Genomic DNA, 23,791 nt, shown 5'->3' on the forward strand with positions numbered 1-23,791 from the left:
CGGTATAGATACTGATTCGCGGTCGTTTTTATGCGGTCGCATAATGAATGCGGAACCTGCTGGTCATGCACCGGGGGGCGCAGCGACGCGCAGTCATGCAGGTTCTTTCCGCGGCGAAGACCGTGCATCAGACCCGAGAAGACGCAATATGAGCTATTACCATTCGAAAGAAGCCGTCCGCGGGCGGGCCATCAGCTTGACCCCCGCGTACCGCTGGCGCCGACGTGCCTTTGCTGTGACCTGTGCGGTCATCGCCGCACTGGCGTACTACGCCGTGCACCACCCGAAGTAAGGTTCACGGCAATCCCCGCGCGCAACGCAACAAGGCGCGTACGACTCGATATCGCACGCGCCTTGCTCGGCTTGTCCTGATCTCCCTCGCAGTCACCGGCTCGCCTTTCGGCGCCATCACCTCCTCCTCAGCGCCGCCGTCACCTCCCCGCTCCCGATCAAGCCGCGTTGCCCAGGACCGGCGCATGCCAGTCGAGTGGCACGTTGGCGAGCATGTCGTCGACCATCGCGTCCAGTCCGAAGGCCGGCTGCCAGTCCCAATCGTAGCGGGCATGGGTATCGTCAAGCGTATGCGGCCAGGTCTCGGCAATCGCCTGGCGGAAGTCCGGGGCGTATTTCACCGTGAAGCTCGGCACACGACGTGCAATTGCCGCCGCCAGCGTGGCCGGGTCGAAGCTCACCCCCGCCACGTTGTACGAGGAACGCACGCGCAGGCGCGAGGCGTCGGCATTCATCAACGCCAGCGTGGCACGCACCGCATCGGGCATGTGGATCATCGGCAGCGTCGCGTCTTCCTTCAGGAAACACGTGTACGTCTCGCCGCGACGCGCCGCCTGGAAGATCTCAATGGCGTAATCGGTCGTGCCGCCGCCCGGGGGCGTCTTGTAGCTGATCACGCCGGGATAGCGCAGGCTGCGCACGTCTACGCCGAACTTCGTGAAGTAGTACTCGCACAGCCGCTCGCCCGCCTGCTTGCTGATGCCGTACATCGTGGTCGGATCCATGATGGCGAGCTGGGGTGTTTCGACGGCCGGCGTATGCGGACCGAATGCGGCAATCGACGACGGCCAGAACACGCGCAGTCCCTGGCGTTCGCGCGCCAGTTCGAGCACATTGAGCAAGCCGTTCATGTTGAGCGTCCAGGCCTGGAGCGGCCGGGTCTCGCCCGTTGCGGAGAGCAGCGCCGCCAAATGGAAGATCTGGGTAATGCCGAAGCGCTCGACCAGCGCGGCCAGTCGTGCGCCGTCGAGCACGTCGAGCGTCTCGTAATGCACCGCGTGACGTGACGGTCCGGGTGCGATGTCCGTGGCGATGACGTTCTCGTTGCCATACTGCGCGGCCAGCGCGTCGACGAGTTCGCTGCCGATTTGACCGTTGGCGCCGATGATGAGGATGCGTTCCATGTTCAACCTTGCTTGAGAATGCCGAGTTCGTTGCCGGCCTGGGCGAACGCCGTCAGCGCCCGGTTCAGTTGATCGCGCGTGTGGGCCGCCGAGAGTTGCACGCGCACGCGCGCCTGTCCGTGCGGCACCACCGGATAGAAGAAGCCGGTGGCGATCACGCCCAGCTCATAAAGCCGCTGCGCGAAACGCTGCGCGAGCGTCGCGTCGAAGAGCATGACCGGCACGATCGGGTGCGTGCCGGGCTTGATGGTGAAGCCCAGCGCCGCCACTTCGCGGCGGAAGAACGCGGTGTTCTCGTGCAATTGCTCACGTCGCGCCGATGAGTGTTCGAGTTCGTCGAACACAGCGAGCGACGTGCCGACAATGGCGGGCGCCAGGCTGTTCGAAAACAGGTACGGGCGCGAGCGCTGACGCAGCGTTTCGATGACCTCGCGTCGCCCGGCCGTGAAGCCCCCCATCGCACCGCCGAGCGCCTTGCCCAGCGTGCCGGTGATGATGTCGATCTTGCCGAGCACACCGTGATGCTCGTGCGTGCCGCGCCCCGTCGGCCCCATGAAGCCGGTCGCGTGACACTCGTCGATCATGATGAGCGCACCGTATTGCTCGGCCAGCGCCACGATGCGATCGAGCTGAGCAATCGTGCCGTCCATCGAGAACACACCGTCGGTCACGATGATGCGATGACGCGCCCCCATCGCCGACTGCAACTGGCGCTCCAGGTCGTCCATGTCGTTGTGGGCATAGCGTAGACGCTGCGCCTTGCAAAGACGCACACCGTCGATGATCGAGGCGTGATTGAGGGCGTCGGAGATGATCGCGTCCTGCTCGTCGAACAGCGGTTCGAAGACGCCGCCATTGGCGTCGAACGCTGCGGCGTACAGGATGGCGTCTTCCGTGCCGAGGTACGCGGCGATGCGAGCCTCAAGCGCCTTGTGCGGACCTTGCGTGCCGCAGATGAAGCGCACCGACGACAAACCGAAACCAAAGTCTTCCAGCGCTTGCTGCGCGGCCTTGACGAGCGTTTCACTGCCCGAAAGCCCGAGGTAGTTGTTGGCGCACAGGTTGATACGCGCCTGCCCGTCGTCGCACATGACCTCCGGCCCCTGCCGCGACATCAGCACGCGTTCCTGTTTGAAAAGGCCCTGCCGGCGCGTGTCTTCGAGTCGTTCGGTCAGTTGACGGTAGAAGCCCTCGCGGGCTTTCGGGGTATGTGCGGTCATCGTGCGCCTCTCCTTGGTGCGGGCGACGGCGCCATTGCGCAGCGCCGTCGCGGGAATCCAGCGGCATCGGTGGGTACCGGCCGGTCGCGAAGGGCAGCCGGCATCGAGCGCTTGCTCTGCTACCATGCAGCCATTCACCTTATCGGAAACTATACTTTATATTGAACTAATTTCAATATATTGAAAAATTCTAATATCCCGGAATGCATATGGCAAGTACTCCCGCAGCATCGGCGATGTCACCGGTCGCCCCGCCGCCGGTCGGCGACATGATTCAGCAACTGCGCAAAGAGCGCGGCATGACGCTGGAGACGCTCTCACGCGCGTCCGGCGTCTCCAAATCGATGCTGTCGCAGATCGAGCGCGACAAGGCCAATCCGACCATTGCCGTGGCATGGCGGCTGGCCAATGCGTTGGGTGTGCGCCTCGACCAACTGCTGGGCGCCCCGGCGGGCGACCCCGAGCCGGTACGCGTGATCGGCAAGCATGAAATTCCGACACTGGCGGGCGCTGAGCACGCGTATCAGCTCAAGATCCTGGGACCGATGGAGCTGGCGGGCAAATACGAGTGGTATGAACTGACGCTGCAACCCGGCGCCGCACTCGTCTCCGAGCCGCACGATCCGGGCACGCGCGAACACTTCACGGTGTTCGACGGCCAGGTCGACATCGAGGTCGAACACTTCGCGCGACGCGCCAAGCCGGGCGAGACCGCCCGCTATCCCGCCGACCGCGCCCACGCGATCCGCAATGTCGGCAAATCCGTCGCACGTGGTCTGCTCGTGGTGATCCACGGATAAGCGCGGGCGGAACACCCGCGCGTGGCGCAGGCCGCTACGGCAGCAGCGGCCTGAAGGCACTCAGTCGGCGGCCAGCGCACCCGACATGCCGGCGTCGATGATCTGACGCGCCACCGTCGGCAAAATGCGGAGCGGCGGCGAACCGGGTCCGAAGGTTTGACTCGCTGCATAAGCGCCTTCGAGAATCAGCGAGAGCGCATCGACCAACGGCGCCGGCTCCCGCAAACCCGCGGCCGTGACGAGTTCGGTGAAACGCCGCACCATTTCCGCCTTGTAATTCACCACCGACTGGCGCGCGGGATGCGCCGGGTCGGGGAATTCAGCGGCCACGTTCACGAACGGGCACCCGCGATAGCCGGGCCGACTCGCCCGCTCGGAGAGATCCACGAAGATTTGCAGCAATTGTGCGCGCGGCTCGCCGCGCCGTTTTGCGATACTTTCGTCGATACGCGCCAGACTCGCCGTCTGCATGTGATCGAGATACGCCAGAATCAGCTCGTCCTTCGACGCGAACTGGCGATAGAGGCACATCTTGTTGACGCCGGCGCGTTTGACGACGGCGTCCACGCCCACGGCGCGCACCCCTTCAGTGTGGAACAGTTCCACGGCCGCATTGAGCAGATACTGATGCGCGACGGACGCTGGCGTCACATGCCGCTCGGTCTTGCCCGAGCGCGGCGCCGTTCGGCCTCGGCGCGCAGGGACAACCGTGCCTTTGCGCTTGGCGTCCTTCGTGGCCTTCGCGACCGCGGTCGTTTCTCCCCCTGATGTCGCCGGATCCGGCGTCCCAGGCACATCGGGCATGACAGGCGTTGTCGATTTGGCCATGATCCGGCACTCCCCTAAAGCGGTGATTCGCGATGTCGGGCAGCACCCGGACGTCGCAAACGAATACTTGACATGTTACCGATCGGTTCATACCATGGCAACCTAATGTTACCGATCTGTCACATGCTAACGATTGACCATAGACAGCGCGGTTCCCGCAAACGTTCCCGGGACGGCTGACGAGACCGATCCCCCGCAAGGATTTCCGCCATGAAGGCAGCCATCGCAAGGCGCATCAACGGTCACTTCCACTACGGCTGGATCGTGGTCGGGGTGATATTCCTGGTTCTGCTCGCATCGGCGGGCATTCGCGCGACGCCCAGCGTGATGATGGTGCCGCTCGAGCACGACTTCGGCTGGAGCCGCGCGACCATCTCGCTGGCCATTTCGGTGAATCTGGCGCTATACGGGTTGACCGGCCCGTTCGCCGCCGCTGCAATGCAGCGTTTTGGCATTCGCCCGACCGTCATGGTGGCGTTGCTGCTGCTCGCCTCTGGCACGGCCCTTTCGTCGCTGATGACCGCCCCCTGGCAGATGGTGTTGATCTGGGGCGTGATGGTCGGCGGCGGCACGGGTGTGGCGGCCATCACGTTGGCCGCCACCGTGGCGAACCGCTGGTTCCACACGCATCGCGGTCTGGCGATGGGCATCCTGACGGCGAGTTCGGCCACCGGTCAGATGGTCTTTCTGCCGATGATGGCCGCGATCATCGAGCGTCACGGCTGGCGACCGGTGGTGCTGATCGTGGCGATCGTCGCGGCGCTGGTGCTGCCGCTCGTCGCGTTCCTCCTGCCGGAGCGTCCGGGGTCGGTTGGCCTGCGCCCGGTCGGCGCCCCTGAAGACGCGCCGGATATCCCGCTCGCGCAAGGCAATCCGCTGACCCACGCGTTGTCGGTACTGCGCGTGGCGGCCGGCAAGCGTGACTTCTGGCTCTTGTTCTTCAGCTTCTTCATCTGCGGCGCGAGCACCAACGGCTACATCGGCACGCACTTCATCGCGATGTGCAGCGATTACGGGCTCTCCGAAGTCAAGGGAGCCGGCATTCTCGCGGCGATGGGCATGCTCGATCTCGTGGGCACCACGCTTTCTGGCTGGCTCTCCGATCGATACAACAGTCGCGTGTTGCTGTTCTGGTATTACGGGTTGCGCGGGCTGTCGCTGATTTACCTGCCGTATGCGTTCGGCTTCGATTTCTTCGGCCTGCCGCTCTTTGCGCTGTTCTACGGCCTGGACTGGATCGCGACCGTGCCGCCGACCGTGCGCCTGACGACCGATGTGTTCGGCAAAACCGCGGCCCCCATCGTGTTCGGCTGGATCGTGGCGGGGCACCAGCTCGGTGCAGCAACGGCCGCCCTGGTCGCCGGCTCGCTGCGCGCCACGCTCGGCAACTACACAATGGCATCGATGCTCTCGGGCGGCGTGTGCATTATCGGCGCGCTCATGGTGCTGCGCATTAACCGGCGCGCACCGAGTCAGCCCGTCCCGGCCGGCGCGTAATCCCGCCATCGGGCCGCCGTGATGCCTCGCACCGGTACACGTATTGCCGAGCATCGAGACGCGTTTTTGCATCGACAGGCGTCGCCTTTGGTGACGTCGGCGAGATTTCAGCAATTGCCGTAACCTATTCAAGTTTTGTGCAGGACAGCATCCCCCATTTTCACAGGACCCTGAACAATGACGGACTCGCAACACCCTCAACTCACCGCGCTCGACACGGACCTTTTCTCGCCGTACCGGCTGGGTCCGCTCGAACTGCGCAACCGTATCGTGATGGCACCGCTTACGCGCAGCCGCGCCGGTGCCGGCGACGTGCCGGGCTCGATGAACGCCGAGTACTATGTGCAACGCGCGTCGGCCGGACTCATCATCAGCGAAGCCACCAACATCTCGCAGCAAGGCAAGGGCTATGCCTTCACGCCGGGCATCTACACCGAAGCGCAGATCGCCGGCTGGAAAGGGGTGACGGACGCGCTCCACGCCAAGGGCGGAAAGATCTTCTGCCAGCTCTGGCACGTCGGCCGTATCTCGCACACGTCGCTGCAGCCTGACGGTGCGCTGCCGGTCGCGCCTTCGGCGATTCAACCGGCGGGCAAGGCCTTCACGGAGCACGGTTTCGAGCCGCACCCGACGCCGCGCGCGCTGGAGACCGCCGAGATCCCGGGCATCGTCGAGCAGTATCGTCATGCTGCCGAGTGCGCGAAGCGCGCCGGTTTCGATGGTGTGGAAATCCACGCGGCGAACGGCTATCTGCTCGATCAGTTCATGCGCGACAAGACGAACCACCGCACCGATCAATACGGCGGCAGCATCGAGAATCGCGTGCGTCTGACCCTGGAAGTCACGCAGGCCGTCGTCGATGTGTGGGGCGCCGATCGCGTCGGCATTCGCCTCTCGCCGGTCAGCCCGGCGAACGATTGCGGCGACAGCCATCCGGAACCGGTATTCACGTACGCGGTTGAACAGCTCAACCGTTTCGGCCTCGTATATCTGCACATCGTCGAAGGCGCGACGGGCGGTCCCCGTGAGGTCGAGAACGGTTTCGATCTGCAGAAGCTTCGTCAACGCTTCACTGGCACCTTCATGGCCAACAACGGTTACGACCTCGCGCTGGCGATCGAGGCGCGCAAGGAGAACCGCGCTGATCTCATCGCGTTCGGCAAACCGTTCATCGCCAATCCGGATCTGGTGGAGCGCCTCCAGCGCGGCGGCCCGTTCAACGACCTGGATCGCGCCACGCTTTACGGCGGCGACGCGCACGGCTATCTCGACTATCCGACGCTTGACGAATCGGCGGCATAACGCGCCGTAGCGCCTCGCAACGCCCTCGCGTCGGATCGTTGCGCTACGTCAGAAAGGGCTCCTGCGGGAGCCCTTTCTGTCTGGCGAGTGCAATATCAATCGCGTCGTGCGTCGTGCGTCATGCGTCGTGCGAGTCGTACGAGAAGAATCACGACACATGGCCGCGTCTTCCTGATCTCACACCCAATGGCGGGGTCCAGTGAAACGGCCCACACTTCGCCTCGTTTCACCGCGTCCACTCCTCCTCATCGAAGTCGTTGCCGAAACTCCACAACTGCCGCTCCTCGTCGTTGACCATGTCGCCCAGTTCAATCGGCGGCATTTCGCTCTGTTCACTCCCCACACAACCCGGTTCGTCTCGTTCATCCATATCCCACTCCGATGTCATTCCCCCGTCACTGCGCGGTTACGCCGCCCGCTGCCCTTGCCAACGCACCAGATCCGCACCCGCCGGATTCTGGTACATGCGCAAGCCGAACTCGGGCAGGATCGCGAGCAGATGATCGAAGACATCGCCCTGCACGCGTTCGTACTCGGCCCACACCGTGGTGTTGGTGAAGCAATACAGTTCGACCGGGATGCCCGTGGCGGACGGCTCGAGCGAGCGCACCATGCACGTCATGCCCTCGTGAATGTTCGGATGCGCCTTCAGATACGCCAACGCATACGCGCGGAAGGTGCCGATGTTCGTCAGCCGCCGGGTGTTGGCCGGCACCGCCGCGGCAATGCCCAGCGCGCCCAGCGCCGCATTCGCATCGGCCAACGAACGCTGCTTATCCGTCAGATACGACCCAAGCAGATGCAGCCGCGACAGGCGCGCAATCTCCGCTTCGTCGAGAAACCCGACGCTACCCGCATCGACACACAGCGTGCGCTTGATGCGGCGGCCGCCCGACTGCTGCATGCCGCGCCAATTGCGAAAGCTCTCGGCAATCAACCGCCAGGTCGGGATCGTGGTGATCGTCTTGTCCCAGTTCTGCACCTTCACGGTATGCAGGGCGATGTCGACCACATCGCCGTCGGCACCCACTTGCGGCATTTCGATCCAGTCGCCCACGCGCAGCATGTCGTTCGACGTAAGTTGCACGCTGGCGACGAACGACATGATCGTGTCCTTGAACACCAGCAGCAGCACCGCCGACATCGCCCCCAGACCGGAGAGCAGCAGCCATGGCGAACGGTCGATGATCGTCGCCACGATCGCGATCGCCGCGACCACATACAGCGCGATCTTGCCTAACTGCACATATCCCTTGATCGAGCGCGTGCGCGCGTGCTCCGAGAGCGCGTAGACCGTTTGTGCGGCGTCGAGAATGCCTGCGATGGCCAGCGTGGCGTAGAGCAGCGTCATCGCAAGCGCGACGTTGCCGATGATCATGAGCGCCTTCGCCGGCAGATCCGGCACCCACGCGATGCCGAACTGAATCACGAGGTACGGCAAGATCCGCGCCGCGCGGTGAAAAACGCGATGTGCGAGCAAGGCGTCGTCCCAACGATTCGCCGTACGCTGTACGACGATGCGCACCACGCGAACGATCAGGCACCGCGCCACCGCTTGCACCAACAGCGCCACCATGAGCAGTATCGCCAACGCCCCGGCCAACCGTGCCCATGGCGCGTTGTCGAACCATGCCATCATTGCTTCCCACGTCATCCTGCAACTCCTTGCCTGCTGATTGTCCCGAGCGTTGCGCCGCGCAGGTGAATACAAAAAAAGACGGCCAGACATCGGGCCGTCATTCGTTGACTTGCCGGGCGAATGTCAGTGACGCTCACCCGTCGACGACCGCGCAAGCCATCGTCTCGAATCAGGCGCCAGGTTACACCGTCGCACCGAACGGAACACTCGCGATCACATGCGGCGCACCTGACGGCGGCGGCACCGTGATCGTTCCGCCCCCGTTGCCACGCGACCTGCCTGAACTCAGATAGTCCGCGATGGAATCCTGCGTGACCTCGCCGAGGTACTGGTTGTCGTCGCCCAGCACCGGCAACGACGCCAGATTGTGCTCATACATGCGCGAGAGCAGCACCCGGAGGTTGTCGCCCGCCACCGCCGACGCCTTGAATTCGCGCACCCGCTCACCGCACGCCCCGAGCGCATGACGCGTGTCGCGACGCGCAACGTAACCCAACGCGCGCGCATTCTCGTCAACGACAACCAACGAGCGCGTGTCGAGTTCGTCCATCATGCCGTAGGCCTCGGCCAGCGTTGTCTGCGGCTTGACGGTCGGCTGCGGCGTGGCCGCGTCTTCTGCGCGCACCAGCAACAGGCGCTTGAGAATTCGGTCATGTCCCACGAAGCTCGCCACGAACTCGTCGACCGGACGCGCCAGCAACGCATCGGGTTGCGCGCACTGCACCAGACGCCCCTGACGGAAGATCGCGATGCGGTCCGCCAGCTTGATCGCTTCGTCGATATCGTGGCTGACCATGATGACGGTCTTGCCCAGTTGACGCTGCATCTGCAGGAACTCGTTCTGAATCGATTCGCGGTTGATCGGATCGACCGCACCGAACGGTTCGTCCATCAGCAACACGGGCGGATCGGCGGCCAGCGCGCGAATCACGCCGATACGCTGCTGCTGACCGCCCGACAGCTCGCGCGGGTAACGCGACAAATAGCGCTTCGGATCGAGCGCCACCATCGCCATCAGCTCGGTTGCGCGGGCACGGCAACGTGTCTTGTCCCAGCCGAGCAAACGCGGCACGACGGTGATGTTCTCCTCGATGGTCATATTGGGGAACAGGCCGATCTGCTGGATCACATAGCCGATGTGGCGACGCAGTTCGATTTCGTTGATGTTGCCGGTGTCTTCGCCGTTGAGCAGAACGCGCCCGGACGTCGGCTTGATGAGCCGGTTGATCATCTTAAGCGTGGTCGTCTTGCCGCAGCCCGACGGGCCGAGGAAGACGCAGATCTCGCCCGGCGGCACGTCAAGGCTGACCGAATTCACGGCGGTCATGGGCGTGCCGTCCTTCTGGACGAAGTGCTTGGTGAGATTGTCGAGTGTAATCATACGGTTCGGATTCCTTTGGGGGTCAGCACGCGCTGCAGGCGGTGCAACAGGGTGTCGGCGACGATGGCGAGCAGGCTCACCATGACCGCACCCGCGACAAGCTGCCGGGTATCGCTCTGACTGATTCCCTGGGTGATCAACACCCCGAGACCGCCGGCCCCGACGATGGCGCCAATGGCCATCACGCCGATATTCATGACGACGGCCGTGCGCACGCCGCCCAGCACGACCGGCACGGCGAGCGGCAATTCAACCAGACGCAGGCGCTGCCAGAAGGTCATGCCGATGCCGATGCCCGCTTCGCGAATGCTCGGGTCGATCTGCTGCAACGCGAGGCTCGTGTTGCGCATGATCGGCAGCAGCGAATACAGGAACACGGCGGCAACGGCCGGCGCTGGCCCGATCCCCATGCCATAGACCGACAGCACCGGAATCATCAGGCCGAACAGCGCGATCGACGGAATGGTGAGCACGACGGTAGCCAGGCCAAGCACGGCGCCCGACAGCCAGCGAAAACGCGTGACCAGCACACCCAGAGGTACGCCAACCACAATGGCCGCCCCTACCGACGCGGCCACCAGCCACGCATGCTGACCGGTGAGAATCAGAATACGGTGCCAGTTATAGGTGAGAAATTCAATCATGGGACTCCTCGGTCAGTCACTTTCAGGGCAAGCAACGGGCGATCGCCGTCACTGCACCAGTCCTTCCTGCTTGAGGAAGTCACTCGCCACACGCGAAACGGCACGATGATCGATGTCGACCATCGCATTCATGTCGCGCATGTTCTCGTTGTTGATCTTCGCGGACAGCGCGTTGAGTTCGTCGGCGAGGTCGGGATGGGCGTCGAGCACCGCCTGACGCACCACGGGCGTGGCCGCATACGCCGGGAAGAAGCCCTTGTCGTCGGCCAGCACCTTCAGATCGAACCCCTTGTTGCGTCCGTCGCTCGTGTAGACGAGGCCGGCGTCGATCTGCGCGTTCTTGAGCGCCGTATAAACGAGGCCCGGATCCATCTGCTTGATGTTGCGTCGCGCGAGATGAAAGTCGTAGAGCTTCTCCATCGGTACAAGCCCGTCCGAGCGGCCGACAAACTCAAAATCGAAGGCGAACTGCATCTTCGGATTGGCTCGGAATCGGTCCACGAGTTGCGACACCGTCTCGATGCCCGCTTCGCGCGCGATATTGCCGGGCATGGCAAACGCATACGTATTGTTGAGCGCCGACGGGTTGAGCCAGACGAGGCCGATCTTGTCGTCGAGTTCCTTCACGCGCGCATAGGTCTGCTGCGGATCGAGCTTCTCGGTGACCTTGTTGTAGACGATCAGTGAGGTACCGGTGTACTCCCAGACGATGTCGAGCTGATCGCTCTCCATGCCCTGACGCATGACGACACTGCCCAGACCATTCTTGAGTTCGACGTCGTACCCCAGGCTGCGCAGATACTGGGTCGTCATTTCCGAGAGGATCAACTGCTCGGTGAAGTTCTTGCCGCCGACCGTGAGGGTCTCGGCATGCGCGGTGCCGCTCGCGGCGCCCGCGACGATCACGCCAAGCGCCAGACAGGCCGCACCGAGGCGTTTTAACCAGCGCGGCGCCATGCCCTTGCGCGGACGAGAAAATGAAACTTGCATAAGTAGGGGTCTCCTTTGCCTTAGCGGGCAGGGGCGCCGTGGCGCGCGAACCAGAGGCCGCTGGCGAAGGCGACGATGCCGTCGAGCACGAGCGCAAGCACTGCGGTCCCGCCGGCGCCGAGCAGCAGCTTCGTCGGGTCGTTCAGATAGATGCCGGGGAAGATCAGCTGTCCCAGACTGTCCGCGCCGATCAGGAACGCGAGCGGCGCGGTGCCGACGTTGATCGCAAGCGCGGTGCGAATGCCGCCGACAATGACCGGCATAGCGTTGGGCAGATCGACGCGGAACAGCACTTGCGCGGGCGTCATGCCCATACCGCGCGCCGATTCCCGCAATGCGGGCGGCACCTGCCGCAGGCCCTCGTACGCATTTCTCACGATGGGAAGCAGCGAAGCGAGCCAAAGCGCGAGAATGGCGGGCCGATCGCCGATACCCAGCACGGCCATCGACAACGCCAGCACGGCGAGCGACGGCAGCGTGTTGCCGATATTGAAGATCTGCACCGCGCGCTCGGCGTGCTTCTCGAACGTCGGGCGCGAGATCAGCATGCCCGCGGGCACGCCGACCACGATTGCCATCGTCATCGAGATCGCTACGAGTTTGAGGTGCTGCTGGGTGTAATAGACCAGGTCGCCCCGGTATTTGACGAGCGCATCGACGCCCAGCCAATACAGCAGACCGGTGACTGCGACGGCAACGCCGAGCAGTCCGAAGCCTGCCAAATAGAAAATGCGGTACTGCTTCGCCACGTTCATGCTCCCTTTGAATGGGTTGGCAGCGCTGGCGCAGGGCAATAGCAATCGCCCCGCGTGACAACGCGGTCAAACAAGCATGACAACTGTTAGCTGCCTTGCGAATTGTGAAGTGTTCGCTCCGAGGGTCTGTGGAAGACGACGGTGACGAACCAGGCGTCGCGAAATGCGACATGAGAGACAAGCTTTCGACGCCATGAGCGCCTGGGCCTCTCGGTGCACGCTTATTGAAAACGCGCGAATGTTCTACGGCACAAACTCATTGCGTGATGGAACGGAATGTCGGCGCAACGAGGAACACCGACAACCCTCTGACTTCTGCTTCTATGGGCCAATCGCGGCGATTGGCTTTTTTTATTCTAGTACAGATAGTGCGTCGCTGCCAAGCCGCCGCCCACCTTACGAGTGAAATCCCATGCATTTCTGTGCAACATCCGCTCTTATCGCGCACAATGCGTCGGATTACAAATCAATTGCACGCGCTTCAATTCACCGTCATCACTGGCGTTGCGGGAATTCCCCCGCGCGCGCTCCGAATTTCGTCGACGCCAAGTTCCGCACAGCGGATCAGCGTGCCGCGCCGATTTATTTTCCGCGACGACGGCATCGCGCTTTCGCGCGCCCGAAAACGTTGCGCAGGCGGTCCGAAATCCGCGCCTCGGCGAGGGTCGAACGGGAATGCAACGCGCGCCATTCGAAACGGATGCCAACCCGAAGAAACTCGTGTATTCTCCGACGTTTATCTTAGTTTTCAACTATTTAGCGAAGAATCGGGGAAACGGGACTGTCACGTGAGGCAACGATCTTGCGGCCAGTCTCGGGCGCGATGGTTGAACGGCAAAAGGGCGATCGTGCGCGAAGCACGAGGTCGTTGATTGGCGAATAAGAACTATGAAAACTACCATCAGCCGTACCGAACCCGGCAATCGTGTCGCCGCAACCACTATCCTGGTCGCGTGCGCCGCACTCACGCTCGCCGGATTTTTCGCGCGCGCCATCCAGGGCGAGGTCAACCCCTTACTGACGTTCTTCCTCGTCTCGGCCGGCGGCATTCTTAACCTGTCGACCGCGTGTCTGCTCGGCGTGCAGTACCTCTACAACGGCAAGCGATATTTCGCGCAATTCGGATGCGCCTTCCTGCTGCGCGGACTCTTCATGTTTACCGAGGGGGTGTTGCTCGCGAACCAGCTCGCCGGCATTGCAACGCATGTCACGCACGCGCCCTTCTGGCTTTGGTTCATGGCCGAAGCGAGCTTCGCAGCGTACGTGATGCTGAGCGTGCACAGTTATACACGCACGCGCAGCGATCCGCACATCCGTCCCGGCTATAAGGAAGCCGCGTGGTATGGCGCCACCGTGCTCGTCATCTGGGCGACGGTGTCACTGGCGCTGATCGGCACCGGCCGCCCGCTCATCGTGGCGCCTCCGGTCGGTGGCATCGACGTCGAGACGCTCGCCCTATACGGGCTTTTCGTCGCTTATGTCGCGCTATGGTGGCGTGTCGCGGCCGTCACGCGCCTGTCTCACAAGCTGTTTCTGCTCGTGTGGGTGGTCGTCACCATCTCGCTGTGCCAGTTGCTGCTTTCGCTCACAGCGCCCAACGACGCGTCGTATCAATGGTATGCCGCACGCCTGCTGGCGTTGGCATCGCCCGGTGTGGCAACGCTTGCCCTGGTCTGGGAAATCACGCGCCAGTATCAGTCGCTCGCGCTCACGAACACGGACCTGGTCGAGAAGGTCTTCGTCGATCCGCTCACGCACATCTACAATCGCCGCTATTTCGACAATCGCATCCGCCTCGTTGCCGACCGGGTTCAGCAACGTGCGATACCCCTGTCGTTGCTGCTGATCGACATCGACTTCTTCAAACAGGTCAACGACCGCTACGGGCATCCGTTCGGCGACACCGTGCTGCAACGTATCGCCAGCACGATCCAGCACTGCATTCGGCTGCCGAGCGATTTCGCGGTGCGCCTGGGCGGCGAGGAGTTTGCGGTGGTGTTGCCGGAAATAGATCAACAGGCCGCCCTGCGCGTGGCCGACCGTATTCGCGAATCGGTCAAGCGCGCGAGCACCGAGCTACTTCCCGAGAAGGCGCGCGACAGAGGCGAGGCCATCACGATCAGCGTGGGCATTGCAACGTGGCAACCCGGCGAGCCGCTCGTCATCAGCGCGATGCTCGAGCGTGCCGACAGGGCGCTCTATCAAGCCAAGCACAAGGGACGCGATCAAAGCGTGCTGGGGCAGTTGGCGGCCTGATGCCACGCCCGACTCAACGAAGCGGACGGAACGGCGGCCCCTTGAGTTCGACGGTATTGCCGTCTGGATCGTCGACGTAGCACGACGGCCCTTCGCCGTGCGCCCCATAGCGCGGCACGACCTCACCGAGCGTCACCCCATGCGAGGCCAGTTCCTGACGGATGGCCACCGCGTCGAACGGTTCGACCCGCAGACAGAAGTGATCGAGATTGCGCCCCTCGGGGCCGGGTGCCGCCCCGCCCCGGCGGCCGATTTCGCCGGCGACGTCGACCAGATCGATCAACGCGTCGCCCGCACGAAGTTGCACCAGCCCAATGTCGGCCTGCACCTTCTCCAGCGTGCAGCCCAGGACGTCGATATAGAAGTGCTGGAGCCGCTCGACGTCGTTGGTGCGCAGCACCACGTGATCGAGCGCAACGAACGGAATCCTCATCAGGCACTCAGCGCATAGCGCCGCCGCTTCTCGACCTTGGTCTCATGCGTCATCTCGTTGCGGCCATCCTCGAACACCGTCTCCAACCGCACCGTGAAGCCCCAGAGGCGCGCCACGTGCTTGAGCACCTCTTCGAAGCTATCGTCGAGCGGCTTGCGTTCGCTCTGCACATGGCGCAGCGTGAGCGATCGATCGCCATGCAGATCGACGTGCGAGACCTGGATGTTCGGCTCCAACTGGCTGAGGTTGTATTGCTGCGCGAGCATCTCGCGAATTTCACGATAGCCGGCGTCGTTATGAATGGCCGTCACGCGCAGGCGGCTGTCGCGGTCGTCGTCGAGCACGGAGAACAGCTTGAGATCGCGAATGACCTTGGGCGACAGGAACTGCTGGATGAAGCTCTCGTCCTTGAAGTTGCGCATGGCGAAGTCGAGCGTCGTCAACCAGTCGGTGCCGGCGATGTCCGGCGCCCATTGGCGATCTTCCTCGGTCGGCGCTTCGCACATGCGGCGAATGTCCTGAAACATCGCAAAGCCCAGCGCATACGGATTCAGACCGCTGTAGTACGGGCTATCGAAGGACGGCTGGTACACCACGTTCGTGTGCGCATGCAGGAACTCCATCATGAACGCGTCGTTGACGAGCTTCTCCTGGTAGAGCTGCTGCAGAATCGTGTAGTGCCAGAACGTTGCCCAGCCCTCGTTCATCACCTTGGTCTGACGCTGCGGATAGAAGTACTGCGCGAGCTTGCGCACGATGCGCACGATCTCGCGCTGCCAGGGGGCCAGCTTGGGGGCGTTCTTCTCGAAGAAATACAGCAGGTTTTCCTGCGGCTCCCCCGGGAACGGTGCCTCTTCGGACTCGGTGGGATCGAGCCCGTCGTCCTCGTCGTCATCGTGCAGGGGGTGATGAGGCAACGTGCGCCACAGATCGTTGATCTGCATTTGCAGATAGTTCTCGCGCTCTTTCTGGCGCGCCTGTTCCTGCGCCAGCGACAGGCGTTTTGGTCGCTTGTAGCGGTCGACGCCATAGTTCATGAGCGCATGGCAGGAGTCGAGCAGCAGTTCGACCGATTGTTCGCCGTAGCGCTGCTCGCACTCGGTGATGTAGTTGCGCGCAAACAGCAGGTAGTCGACGATGGCGTCGGCGCTCGTCCAGGTGCGGAACAGATAATTGCCCTTGAAGAACGAGTTATGACCGTAGCTGGCGTGCGCGATGGTTAGCGCCTGCATGGTCATGCTGTTCTCCTCCATCAGATACGCGATGCAGGGGTTCGAATTGATGACGATCTCATACGCCAACCCCATCTGTCCGCGCTTGTAGCCGCGCTCGGACGACAGGAAGTGCTTGCCGTACGACCAGTGGTGATAGCCGATGGGCAGCCCCACGGTCGCATAGGCGTCGAGCATTTGCTCGGCGGTGATGATCTCGATCTGGTTGGGATACGTGTCGAGTCTGAAGTTCGCCGCGATGCGCGCGATCTCATGCTCGTAGCGCTGAATCAGCTCGAACGTCCATTCCGATCCGGTGGATATATACGCCATGATGCGTCCTCGTTGCGGGGCCGACGCCGGGCGGTTTTCAGGCCGCCTTCTTCTTGAACAGGTCGTGCAGCACCGGATAGATCTCGGCCGCCTCCATGATGCGCTGCATCGCGAAATTCGGATGCCGCTGCTTGACCGACAAGTATTCGTTCCACAGGTTCTGCGGCTCGGCGCTGGCCACCTCCACGTACGCGAAGTACTGCACGGCAGGCATGATCGACTGCATCAGAATATCGCGGCAGATGGGCGAATCGCCGTCCCAGTTATCGCCGTCGGACACCTGCGCCCCGTAGATATTCCAATCGCTCGGCGAATAACGATCCGCGATGATTTCCGTCATCAGCTTGAGTGCGCTGGAGACGACGGTCCCTCCGGACTCGCGGGCATAGAAGAAGTCGTCTTCGTTGACTTCCTTCGCCGTCGTGTGGTGCCGGATGAGCACCAGATCGATGCGCTCGTAGTTATGCCGCAGGAACAGATAGAGCAGCATGAAGAAGCGCTTGGCCAACTCCTTGCGGCTCTGGTCCATCGACCCGGAGACATCCATCAGGCAGAACATGACAGCCTGCGCCTGCGGCCGAGGCTGCATGATCCGATTCGAATAACGCAGGTCGAGCTTCTCGATGTACGGAATGGCTTCGATGCGCGTGCGAAGTCGCGACATCTCCGGCAACATCGCCAGCGCGCGCGGCGACGTGTCGCCCTCACGCGAGACAATGTCCGCGTACGCGGCCTCCAGCTCACGCAACTGCTTGCGGTACGGCGCCGTGAGCGCGATGCGGCGACCCAGCGAGCTGCGCATCGTACGAATGACGTTGAGGTTCGACGGCGTGCCGTCGACGGAATAGCCCGCGCGAACCTTGCGGAATTCCGGAATCTGCGCGAGCCGGCGTTTCGCGAGGTCCGGCAGGGCCATGTCCTCGAAGAAGAATTTCAGGAACTCCTCGCGCGAGAGGTTGAAGACGAAATCGTCCTCGCCCTCTCCCGAGTCGCTGGCGCGGCTGCCGCCGCCCCCCGCGCCCGACGGCGGACGCTCGAAATTGTCGCCCACCACGAACTCGCGATTGCCGGGATGAATCATCTCCCGCCGCCCGCCGGGTCCATGGTGGAACAACGGCTCCGAAATGTCCTTGACCGGGATCGAGACCTGTCCGCTGCCATCGATATCGGTAATCTTGCGCCCAGCCACCGCCTTCGCTACCGCGCGTCGAATCTGATCGCGATAGCGCTTGATGAAGCGCTGTTGGTTGATGGCGCTTTTGTTCTTGCCGTTTTGCCGTCTGTCGATGATTGCTGACATAGTGGCCCCGATTGCTTACGAGGATTTGCGCACGCGCAGATACCATTCCACGAGCAGGCGGACCTGCTTCGGGGTATAGCCTTTTTCCACCATACGGTTGACGAAGTTGGCGTGTTTTTCCTGATCCTCCTTGGACGACTTCGCGTTGAACGAGATCACCGGCAGCAAGTCCTCGGTGGTCGAGAACATGCGCTTTTCGATGACCGCGCGCAGCTTCTCGTAACTCGTCCAGAGCGGATTCTTGCCCGCGTTGTTGGCACGCGCGCGCAGGACGAAGTTGACGATCTCGTTGCGGAAGTCTTTCGGATTCGTGATCCCAGCCGGCTTCTCGACCTTCTCCAGTTCGTCGTTGAGCGCGGTGCGATCGAGGATCTCGCCGGTGTTCGGATCGCGATATTCCTGATCCTGAATCCAGAGATCCGCAAAGTTCACATAGCGATCGAAAATGTTCTGACCGTACTCCGAATACGACTCCAGGTACGCCGTCTGAATCTCCTTGCCGATGAACTCCACGAACGGTGCCGTCAGATACTCCTTGATGTAGGCGAGATACCGCTTCTCGACTTCTCCCGGGTACTGTTCGCGCTCGATTTGCTGCTCAAGCACATACAGCATGTGCACCGGGTTGGCGGCCACTTCCGTGTTGTCGAAGTTGAAGACCTTGGAGAGCACCTTGAAGGCGAAGCGCGTGGACATCCCCGTCATCCCCTCGTCCACCCCGGCGTAGTCGCGATACTCCTGGTACGACTTGGCCTTCGGGTCGATGTCCTTGAGGTTCTCACCGTCGTAGACTCGGACCTTGGAGAAGATGTTGGAGTTTTCGGGCTCTTTCAGACGCGTGAGCACCGCGAACTGGGCGAGCATCTTGAGCACATTCGGCGCGCGTGGTGCGTTGGAGAGCGAGCTGTTCTTGACGAGCTTCTCGTAGATCTTCACCTCGTCGGTCACCCGCAGGCAGTAAGGCACCTTCACGATGTAGATCCGGTCGAGGAAAGCCTCATTGTTGCGGTTGCCCTTGAAGCTTTGCCACTCGGCCTCGTTCGAGTGCGCCAGCACGATACCGTCGAACGGAATCGCACCGAAACCTTCCGTGCCCTTGTAGTTGCCCTCCTGCGTGGCGGTCAGCAGCGGGTGGAGCACCTTGATCGGCGCCTTGAACATTTCCACGAACTCGAGCAGGCCGCGGTTGGCCAGGCACAAGCCCCCCGAATACGAGTAGGCATCCGGGTCGTCCTGCGGAAATTCCTCGAGCTTGCGGATGTCGACCTTGCCGACCAGCGACGAAATGTCCTGGTTGTTTTCATCGCCCGGTTCGGTCTTGGCAATGGCGATCTGTTGCAGCACCGACGGGCGCACCTTGACCACACGGAACTTGGTGATGTCGCCGTTGAATTCGTTCATGCGCTTGGTGGCCCACGGCGACGGGATCGTATTGAGATACCGCAGCGGTATGCCGAAGTCCTCCTCCAGAATCTTGCCGTCTTCGTCGGGCGAGAACAGGCCCAGGGGCGATTCGTGCACCGGCGATCCCTTCAGGCAATAGATGGGCACGTCTTCCATCAACGCCTTGAGCTTCTCTGCCAGCGACGACTTGCCGCCGCCCGGGGGGCCCAGCAGGTACAGGATCTGTTTGCGCTCTTCGAGCCCTTGCGCGGCGTGTTTGAAGAACGACACGATCTGCTCGATCGTGTCTTCCATGCCGTAGAAGTCACGGAAGGCGGGATAGATCTTGATGATCTTGTTCGAGAACAACCGCGAAAGGCGCGGGTCGTGGTGCGTGTCGATGAGCTCAGGCTCACCGATGGCGCGCAGCATCCGCTCGGAAGCCGATGCGTAAGCCGTCGCGTCCTTCTTACAGATTTCCAGATACTCCTGGATGCTGTATTCCTCTTCCTTCCGTGCTTCGAAACGTGTCGTGTAGTGGCTGAAAATATCCATATGCCTCACCCCCGCCTCATCGGAAAACATCGCGACGCGATGTCCGCTCTGTTGCCTAAGACCTGGATGACTGCGCAAAGGTTTCGACCTGGCTCACTGCATGCCGGAGCGACTGTCGCGAAACCTTTCGCACGGTCCCCTCCCTCACATGAACGACTCAAAATAGGTTTAGGTTGACTTTAAACTTGTCGCTGAAAATTGCAACCGTTACCTCATCATATGCACAAAACAAAAAAACTGTCGCTAGATATTTTCCGCAGCGCTAAGCATCGTCTATCCGCCATATTCCACGCGGGTTTGCGCCTCATCTACGCATTGCGCACGTCAGCGGATCCGCCTCACAAACCGCGCGATTTTTCGGCAAATTTCCCACGCATTGCGCACTCGGGTTTATCTGCATTCGACCGTGTTTGAATTCGTCGGCGTTTACTAAGGAATGCTATCTATCCGATAGATTTTTCCACGCACATTCAGCGCGCCGTGCGCACGCGTTTGCAGAAAAAAGTGGGCGGCCCGACGACGTCGACGAACGCGAAGACGTGGGCGCGTGATGGAGTGCTTTCCTGTCGAGGCGACGCGACTGCGCGAAGTCGCGAAGGTCGTGCGATCGTCATGCTGCGAAGCATGGTGTCGCGAGCGGAAAGTCGACGACGGCCGGATGTCTGAACGAGCGAACCTCCTGGGCGATTTCGGCATGCCTGCGGCGCTTGCCCTACCGTCGGTCGGAAAGTTCCGACCCAGGCCGTTGCACCCCACCATGCCACCGTCTCATCAATGCCTTGCAAATTGCCGATCCCTGGAATGAAGCGAACAGCGTGCCAGTGACCCGAGCTTGAACCCATGTTACGCCGGTTCGCCCGACTCTGCTGCGCCGATATGTAACGTGCTGTGTCCCGGCACGCCTCGCAGACCGCTCGAGCCCAAGGGCCCCGACGATCCATGAGCACAGCGACACGCATCGATTCGTGCCATAATGCAACCTTGTTGCATTTATTACACAGTTGCAAACTGTGTCTGAGCGTCGCCGCGCCGACGCCTAATCCATCCACGCGTCGTCCATGATTCGTTTTTCCGTTTGGCTCTACCGCCTGGCTGGCTGGGAACGCACCGTCCTGTCGTTGCTGGTGCTCCTGCCGCTTTGGGCACTCGTGTACTGGGCTCTGCAGGGGGTCGCCCCGTGATCGGCTGCCAGGATCTCTCGGTTCACTTCGGGCCGAACGTGGCGCTCGATCGCGTCAGCGCAACCTTTGCGCCCGGCGTGCTCTGCGCGGTCGTCGGCCCCAATGGCGGCGGCAAGACCACACTGCTGCGCGCACTCGCGGGCCTTCAAAAGCCCTCGACGGGCAAGATCGTCTGCGACGGGCCGGTCGCCTACCTGTCGCAACGGCCCGAGACTGACCACCGATTCCCCATGTGCGTCGAAGAGTACGTGCTGACCGGCACATGGCGGCGCACGGGCGACGCACGACGTCTCGGGCGCGACGAAGTCGAGCGCGCTCACGAGGCCCTTGCACGCGTCGGTCTTGCCGACAAACGGACGCAAGCGCTGGAGGCCTTGTCCGGCGGGCAATGGCAGCGCGCCCGCTTCGCGCGGCTGATTGTGGAAGACGCCCCGATCGTTTTATTGGATGAACCCCTTACCGGCATCGACTTGCCTTCGGCGGAACTGTTGCTCACCTTGCTGGATCAATGGCGCAGCGAGGGACGCACGGTGGTGGCGGTGCTCCATGATCTGCCGCTCGTGCGCGAGCGCTTCGCGCACGTCGCCGTGATGGCCGGTCGGCTGGTGTCGACGGGCACGCCGGCCGAGTGTCTGCACGGCGGGCTGCCGTCTGCCGACAGTGCGGCTGGCGGCGCGCATGCGGGCTTGTCCGGCGCGGGCGGCTACACCGCCCGCGTTGCCGGCCCCGCGTCGGCAGCCTATGGCTTGCCGCCCCACGGGGGTTCGCGCGCGCCGGGCGCGATCACGACCTCGGGGGGAGGCCACCGATGAGCGGGGTTCTCGATCTGATCGTCGGCCCGTTCTCGGAGTTCGACTTCATGCGCCACGCGTTGGTCGGCAGTCTCGCGCTGTCGGTCGGCTGCGCGCCGGTAGGGGTTTTCCTGCTGCTGCGGCGCATGAGCCTGATGGGCGATTCGCTCTCGCATGCGGTGTTGCCGGGCGCCGCCATCGGCTACCTGATTGGCGGCCTGTCGCTGCCCTGGATGGCGGGCGGCGGGATGGTGGCGGGCTTGCTGGTGGCCCTGCTCGCCGGACTGTCGAGCCGCCGCACGCGGCTGGACGAGGGGGCCTCGTTCGCGGGCTTCTATTTATTGGCGCTGGCCGGTGGCGTGGTGATTGTCTCGAAATGGGGCAACAGCGTCGACCTGATGCACCTGCTCTTCGGCTCGGTGCTCGCGGTGGACGATCCGTCGCTGATTCTCGTGGCCGCGATAGCATCCGTGACGCTCCTATGGTTCGGATGGCATTATCGCGGTCTCGTGCTCGACAGCGCCGATCCGGCGTTTCTCGGTCACGACCACGGCAGGGGCGTCATGCGCTATCACCTGGGCTTTACGGTGCTCACGGTGATGAACCTCGTCGCGGGGTTTCAGGCGATGGGCACGCTCATGGCCGTGGGACTGATGATGCTGCCGGCGGCCACCGCCCGGCTCGTCGCCCGCACGCTGCCGGGCATGCTGCTCGTGGCCTGGCTGGTCGCGAGCGCGTCAAGCGCCATCGGATTGCTGCTTTCGTATTACCTGGCCTGCCCTTCGGGACCGGCCATCATTCTGACGGCGGGCATCGCCTACCTGGGCGCGCTGCTTGCCACGCCGGGCCACGCCAATGCGGCCAAGGCCCCGGCGCTTTGAGAGAGGAAAACATGTTCGGATTGGGTCAATCGGCTGGCAAATCGTGGTTTGGCGCGGCGCGCCTCGCCGCACTGCTCGCCATGGCGCTGGCGCTCGCCAGCCCGGCACGCGCGCAGGACACGCACCTGCCCGTTGCCGCAAGCTTCAGCATCCTGTCCGACATCGTCAAGTCCGTCGGTGGCGACCGGGTCGACGTGACGACGCTCGTCGGTCCCGATCAGGACACGCATGTCTACGAGCCCACGCCGGCGGATGTCGCCAAGATTTCGGGGACCAAGCTCTTCTTCGTCAATGGCCTGGGCTTCGAAGGCTGGATGCCTCGCTTGATGAAGGCGAGCCACTATCCCGGCAAGCTCGTCACCGTCACCCAAGGCCTCAAAGCGCGCACGATGGTCGACGAGGGAAGGACCGTGCCCGACCCGCACATGTTCCAGGATCCCGAACGTGTCAAAACGATGGTCGATAACATCGCCGCCGCCCTGTCGCAAGCGGACCCGTCCGGCAGCGCCTATTACGCGGAACGCGCCAGGAACTACCGCGGCGCACTCGATGATCTGATCACCTGGGCCAACAAGCAGTTCGCGCCGATTCCGCCGGCCCGCCGCGTTGTCCTCACGTCGCACGACGCCTTCGGCTACCTCGGTCAGCGCTTCGGCGTCAGGTTCCTTGCCCCGGAAGGCGTGTCGACCGAAAGCGAAGCCAGCGCCCGGGACGTGGCGAACCTGATCCGCGTGATTCGCCGCACGGGTATCAAGGCCGTTTTCATGGAAAACATCTCCAATCCGCGCCTGATCCAGCGCATCGCCCGCGACGCCAAGGTGACGGTCGACGGCAAACTGTATTCCGACGCCCTGTCGCAGAATCCGGAAGCCACGACCTACCTTCAGTTGTTCCAGCACAACGTGCGCGCCATCGCCGCCGCGATGAAGGACAACCGCTAGTCGGTCACCGCCCCGCCTTCCGCGGTGCACGCGCCATACGCGCTATAATGCGTGC

The 23,791-nt window shown here is 62.7% G+C and carries 23 protein-coding genes; 9 read left to right on the top strand and 14 right to left on the bottom strand.

The window, feature by feature from the left end; genetic code table 11:
- Positions 1-148: 148 nt before the first annotated feature.
- Complete coding sequence (locus BGP02_RS19375) at positions 149-292, top strand: hypothetical protein (RefSeq protein ID WP_017232894.1); 144 nt, start codon at positions 149-151, stop codon at positions 290-292.
- 157 nt (positions 293-449) lie between these two features.
- Here BGP02_RS19375 and BGP02_RS19380 read toward each other — a convergent pair whose 3' ends face one another.
- Positions 450-1,415 (bottom strand): NAD-dependent epimerase/dehydratase family protein, encoded by a 966-nt coding sequence (locus tag BGP02_RS19380; protein WP_261939727.1) that lies wholly within the window; start codon positions 1,413-1,415, stop codon positions 450-452.
- Positions 1,416-1,417: 2 nt separating this feature from the next.
- The gene (gene kbl, locus BGP02_RS19385; protein ID WP_286799099.1) at positions 1,418-2,635 is read right to left on the bottom strand and encodes a glycine C-acetyltransferase; all 1,218 of its coding nucleotides are present in this window, start codon (positions 2,633-2,635) and stop codon (positions 1,418-1,420) included.
- 203 nt (positions 2,636-2,838) lie between these two features.
- Here kbl and BGP02_RS19390 point away from each other — a divergent pair, with 203 nt between their 5' ends.
- Entirely contained in the window at positions 2,839-3,435 is a 597-nt protein-coding gene (locus BGP02_RS19390) for a helix-turn-helix domain-containing protein (RefSeq protein WP_369751557.1), read from the top strand.
- Between the two features lie 60 nt (positions 3,436-3,495).
- Here BGP02_RS19390 and BGP02_RS19395 read toward each other — a convergent pair whose 3' ends face one another.
- Positions 3,496-4,263, bottom strand: coding sequence for a TetR/AcrR family transcriptional regulator (locus BGP02_RS19395; protein WP_261939726.1), 768 nt, complete (start codon positions 4,261-4,263; stop codon positions 3,496-3,498).
- Between the two features lie 210 nt (positions 4,264-4,473).
- Here BGP02_RS19395 and BGP02_RS19400 point away from each other — a divergent pair, with 210 nt between their 5' ends.
- On the top strand, positions 4,474-5,760 hold the full coding sequence (locus BGP02_RS19400) for an MFS transporter (RefSeq protein WP_017232889.1): 1,287 nt from the start codon (positions 4,474-4,476) through the stop codon (positions 5,758-5,760).
- Positions 5,761-5,937: 177 nt separating this feature from the next.
- Positions 5,938-7,062 (top strand): alkene reductase, encoded by a 1,125-nt coding sequence (locus tag BGP02_RS19405; protein ID WP_017232888.1) that lies wholly within the window; start codon positions 5,938-5,940, stop codon positions 7,060-7,062.
- Positions 7,063-7,157: 95 nt separating this feature from the next.
- On the opposite strand, the gene BGP02_RS19410 is transcribed toward BGP02_RS19405, so the two are convergent.
- The 7 genes from BGP02_RS19410 to BGP02_RS19440 all read right to left on the bottom strand — a co-directional run bounded on the left by BGP02_RS19410 (position 7,158) and on the right by BGP02_RS19440 (position 12,471).
- Complete coding sequence (locus BGP02_RS19410; RefSeq protein WP_083902231.1) at positions 7,158-7,301, bottom strand: type II toxin-antitoxin system PemK/MazF family toxin; 144 nt, start codon at positions 7,299-7,301, stop codon at positions 7,158-7,160.
- Positions 7,289-7,432: a hypothetical protein gene (locus tag BGP02_RS19415; RefSeq protein ID WP_017232887.1), complete on the bottom strand. Its 144-nt coding sequence runs from the start codon at positions 7,430-7,432 to the stop codon at positions 7,289-7,291. Before BGP02_RS19415 ends, BGP02_RS19410 begins: the two co-directional genes overlap by 13 nt.
- A 36-nt stretch (positions 7,433-7,468) precedes the next feature.
- Positions 7,469-8,716 carry a mechanosensitive ion channel family protein gene (locus BGP02_RS19420; RefSeq protein WP_017232886.1) on the bottom strand — a complete coding sequence of 416 codons (1,248 nt, stop codon included), beginning with the start codon at positions 8,714-8,716 and terminating at the stop codon, positions 7,469-7,471.
- 166 nt (positions 8,717-8,882) lie between these two features.
- Positions 8,883-10,082 (bottom strand): osmoprotectant ABC transporter ATP-binding protein OsmV, encoded by a 1,200-nt coding sequence (locus tag BGP02_RS19425; RefSeq protein ID WP_017232885.1) that lies wholly within the window; start codon positions 10,080-10,082, stop codon positions 8,883-8,885.
- Positions 10,079-10,726: an ABC transporter permease gene (locus BGP02_RS19430; RefSeq protein WP_017232884.1), complete on the bottom strand. Its 648-nt coding sequence runs from the start codon at positions 10,724-10,726 to the stop codon at positions 10,079-10,081. Before BGP02_RS19430 ends, BGP02_RS19425 begins: the two co-directional genes overlap by 4 nt.
- 48 nt (positions 10,727-10,774) lie before the next feature.
- Positions 10,775-11,683, bottom strand: coding sequence for a glycine betaine ABC transporter substrate-binding protein (locus tag BGP02_RS19435; protein WP_026131754.1), 909 nt, complete (start codon positions 11,681-11,683; stop codon positions 10,775-10,777).
- Positions 11,684-11,736: 53 nt separating this feature from the next.
- Positions 11,737-12,471: an ABC transporter permease gene (locus BGP02_RS19440; RefSeq protein ID WP_017232882.1), complete on the bottom strand. Its 735-nt coding sequence runs from the start codon at positions 12,469-12,471 to the stop codon at positions 11,737-11,739.
- A gap of 888 nt (positions 12,472-13,359) precedes the next feature.
- Between BGP02_RS19440 and BGP02_RS19445 the strand changes: the two genes are divergently transcribed.
- Positions 13,360-14,727: a GGDEF domain-containing protein gene (locus BGP02_RS19445; protein ID WP_286799041.1), complete on the top strand. Its 1,368-nt coding sequence runs from the start codon at positions 13,360-13,362 to the stop codon at positions 14,725-14,727.
- A 13-nt stretch (positions 14,728-14,740) separates the two neighbouring features.
- Here BGP02_RS19445 and BGP02_RS19450 read toward each other — a convergent pair whose 3' ends face one another.
- The 4 genes from BGP02_RS19450 to BGP02_RS19465 are packed head-to-tail and all read right to left on the bottom strand — an operon-like array spanning position 14,741 to position 19,942.
- Positions 14,741-15,160, bottom strand: a complete 420-nt coding sequence (locus BGP02_RS19450) for a VOC family protein (protein WP_017232880.1) — start codon at positions 15,158-15,160, stop codon at positions 14,741-14,743.
- Positions 15,160-16,704: a SpoVR family protein gene (locus BGP02_RS19455; protein ID WP_017232879.1), complete on the bottom strand. Its 1,545-nt coding sequence runs from the start codon at positions 16,702-16,704 to the stop codon at positions 15,160-15,162. Before BGP02_RS19455 ends, BGP02_RS19450 begins: the two co-directional genes overlap by 1 nt.
- 37 nt (positions 16,705-16,741) lie before the next feature.
- Complete coding sequence (locus BGP02_RS19460; RefSeq protein WP_017232878.1) at positions 16,742-18,004, bottom strand: YeaH/YhbH family protein; 1,263 nt, start codon at positions 18,002-18,004, stop codon at positions 16,742-16,744.
- A gap of 15 nt (positions 18,005-18,019) precedes the next feature.
- Entirely contained in the window at positions 18,020-19,942 is a 1,923-nt protein-coding gene (locus BGP02_RS19465; protein ID WP_017232877.1) for a PrkA family serine protein kinase, read from the bottom strand.
- Between the two features lie 1,058 nt (positions 19,943-21,000).
- Between BGP02_RS19465 and BGP02_RS19470 the strand changes: the two genes are divergently transcribed.
- Genes BGP02_RS19470 through BGP02_RS19485 form a run of 4 tightly spaced genes read left to right on the top strand, consistent with a single transcriptional unit; the run spans position 21,001 to position 23,736 of the window.
- On the top strand, positions 21,001-21,123 hold the full coding sequence (locus BGP02_RS19470) for a hypothetical protein (protein ID WP_017232876.1): 123 nt from the start codon (positions 21,001-21,003) through the stop codon (positions 21,121-21,123).
- On the top strand, positions 21,120-21,935 hold the full coding sequence (locus BGP02_RS19475) for a metal ABC transporter ATP-binding protein (protein WP_286799042.1): 816 nt from the start codon (positions 21,120-21,122) through the stop codon (positions 21,933-21,935). The genes BGP02_RS19470 and BGP02_RS19475 overlap by 4 nt, the downstream gene beginning before the upstream one ends.
- Positions 21,932-22,795, top strand: coding sequence for a metal ABC transporter permease (locus BGP02_RS19480; RefSeq protein WP_268566918.1), 864 nt, complete (start codon positions 21,932-21,934; stop codon positions 22,793-22,795). Before BGP02_RS19475 ends, BGP02_RS19480 begins: the two co-directional genes overlap by 4 nt.
- Positions 22,796-22,806: 11 nt before the next feature.
- Positions 22,807-23,736, top strand: a complete 930-nt coding sequence (locus BGP02_RS19485) for a metal ABC transporter substrate-binding protein (RefSeq protein WP_017235218.1) — start codon at positions 22,807-22,809, stop codon at positions 23,734-23,736.
- Positions 23,737-23,791: the final 55 nt, after the last annotated feature.

The organism is Pandoraea sp. 64-18 (assembly GCF_001899225.1).
GTDB classification, from domain to species: domain Bacteria; phylum Pseudomonadota; class Gammaproteobacteria; order Burkholderiales; family Burkholderiaceae; genus Pandoraea; species Pandoraea cepalis.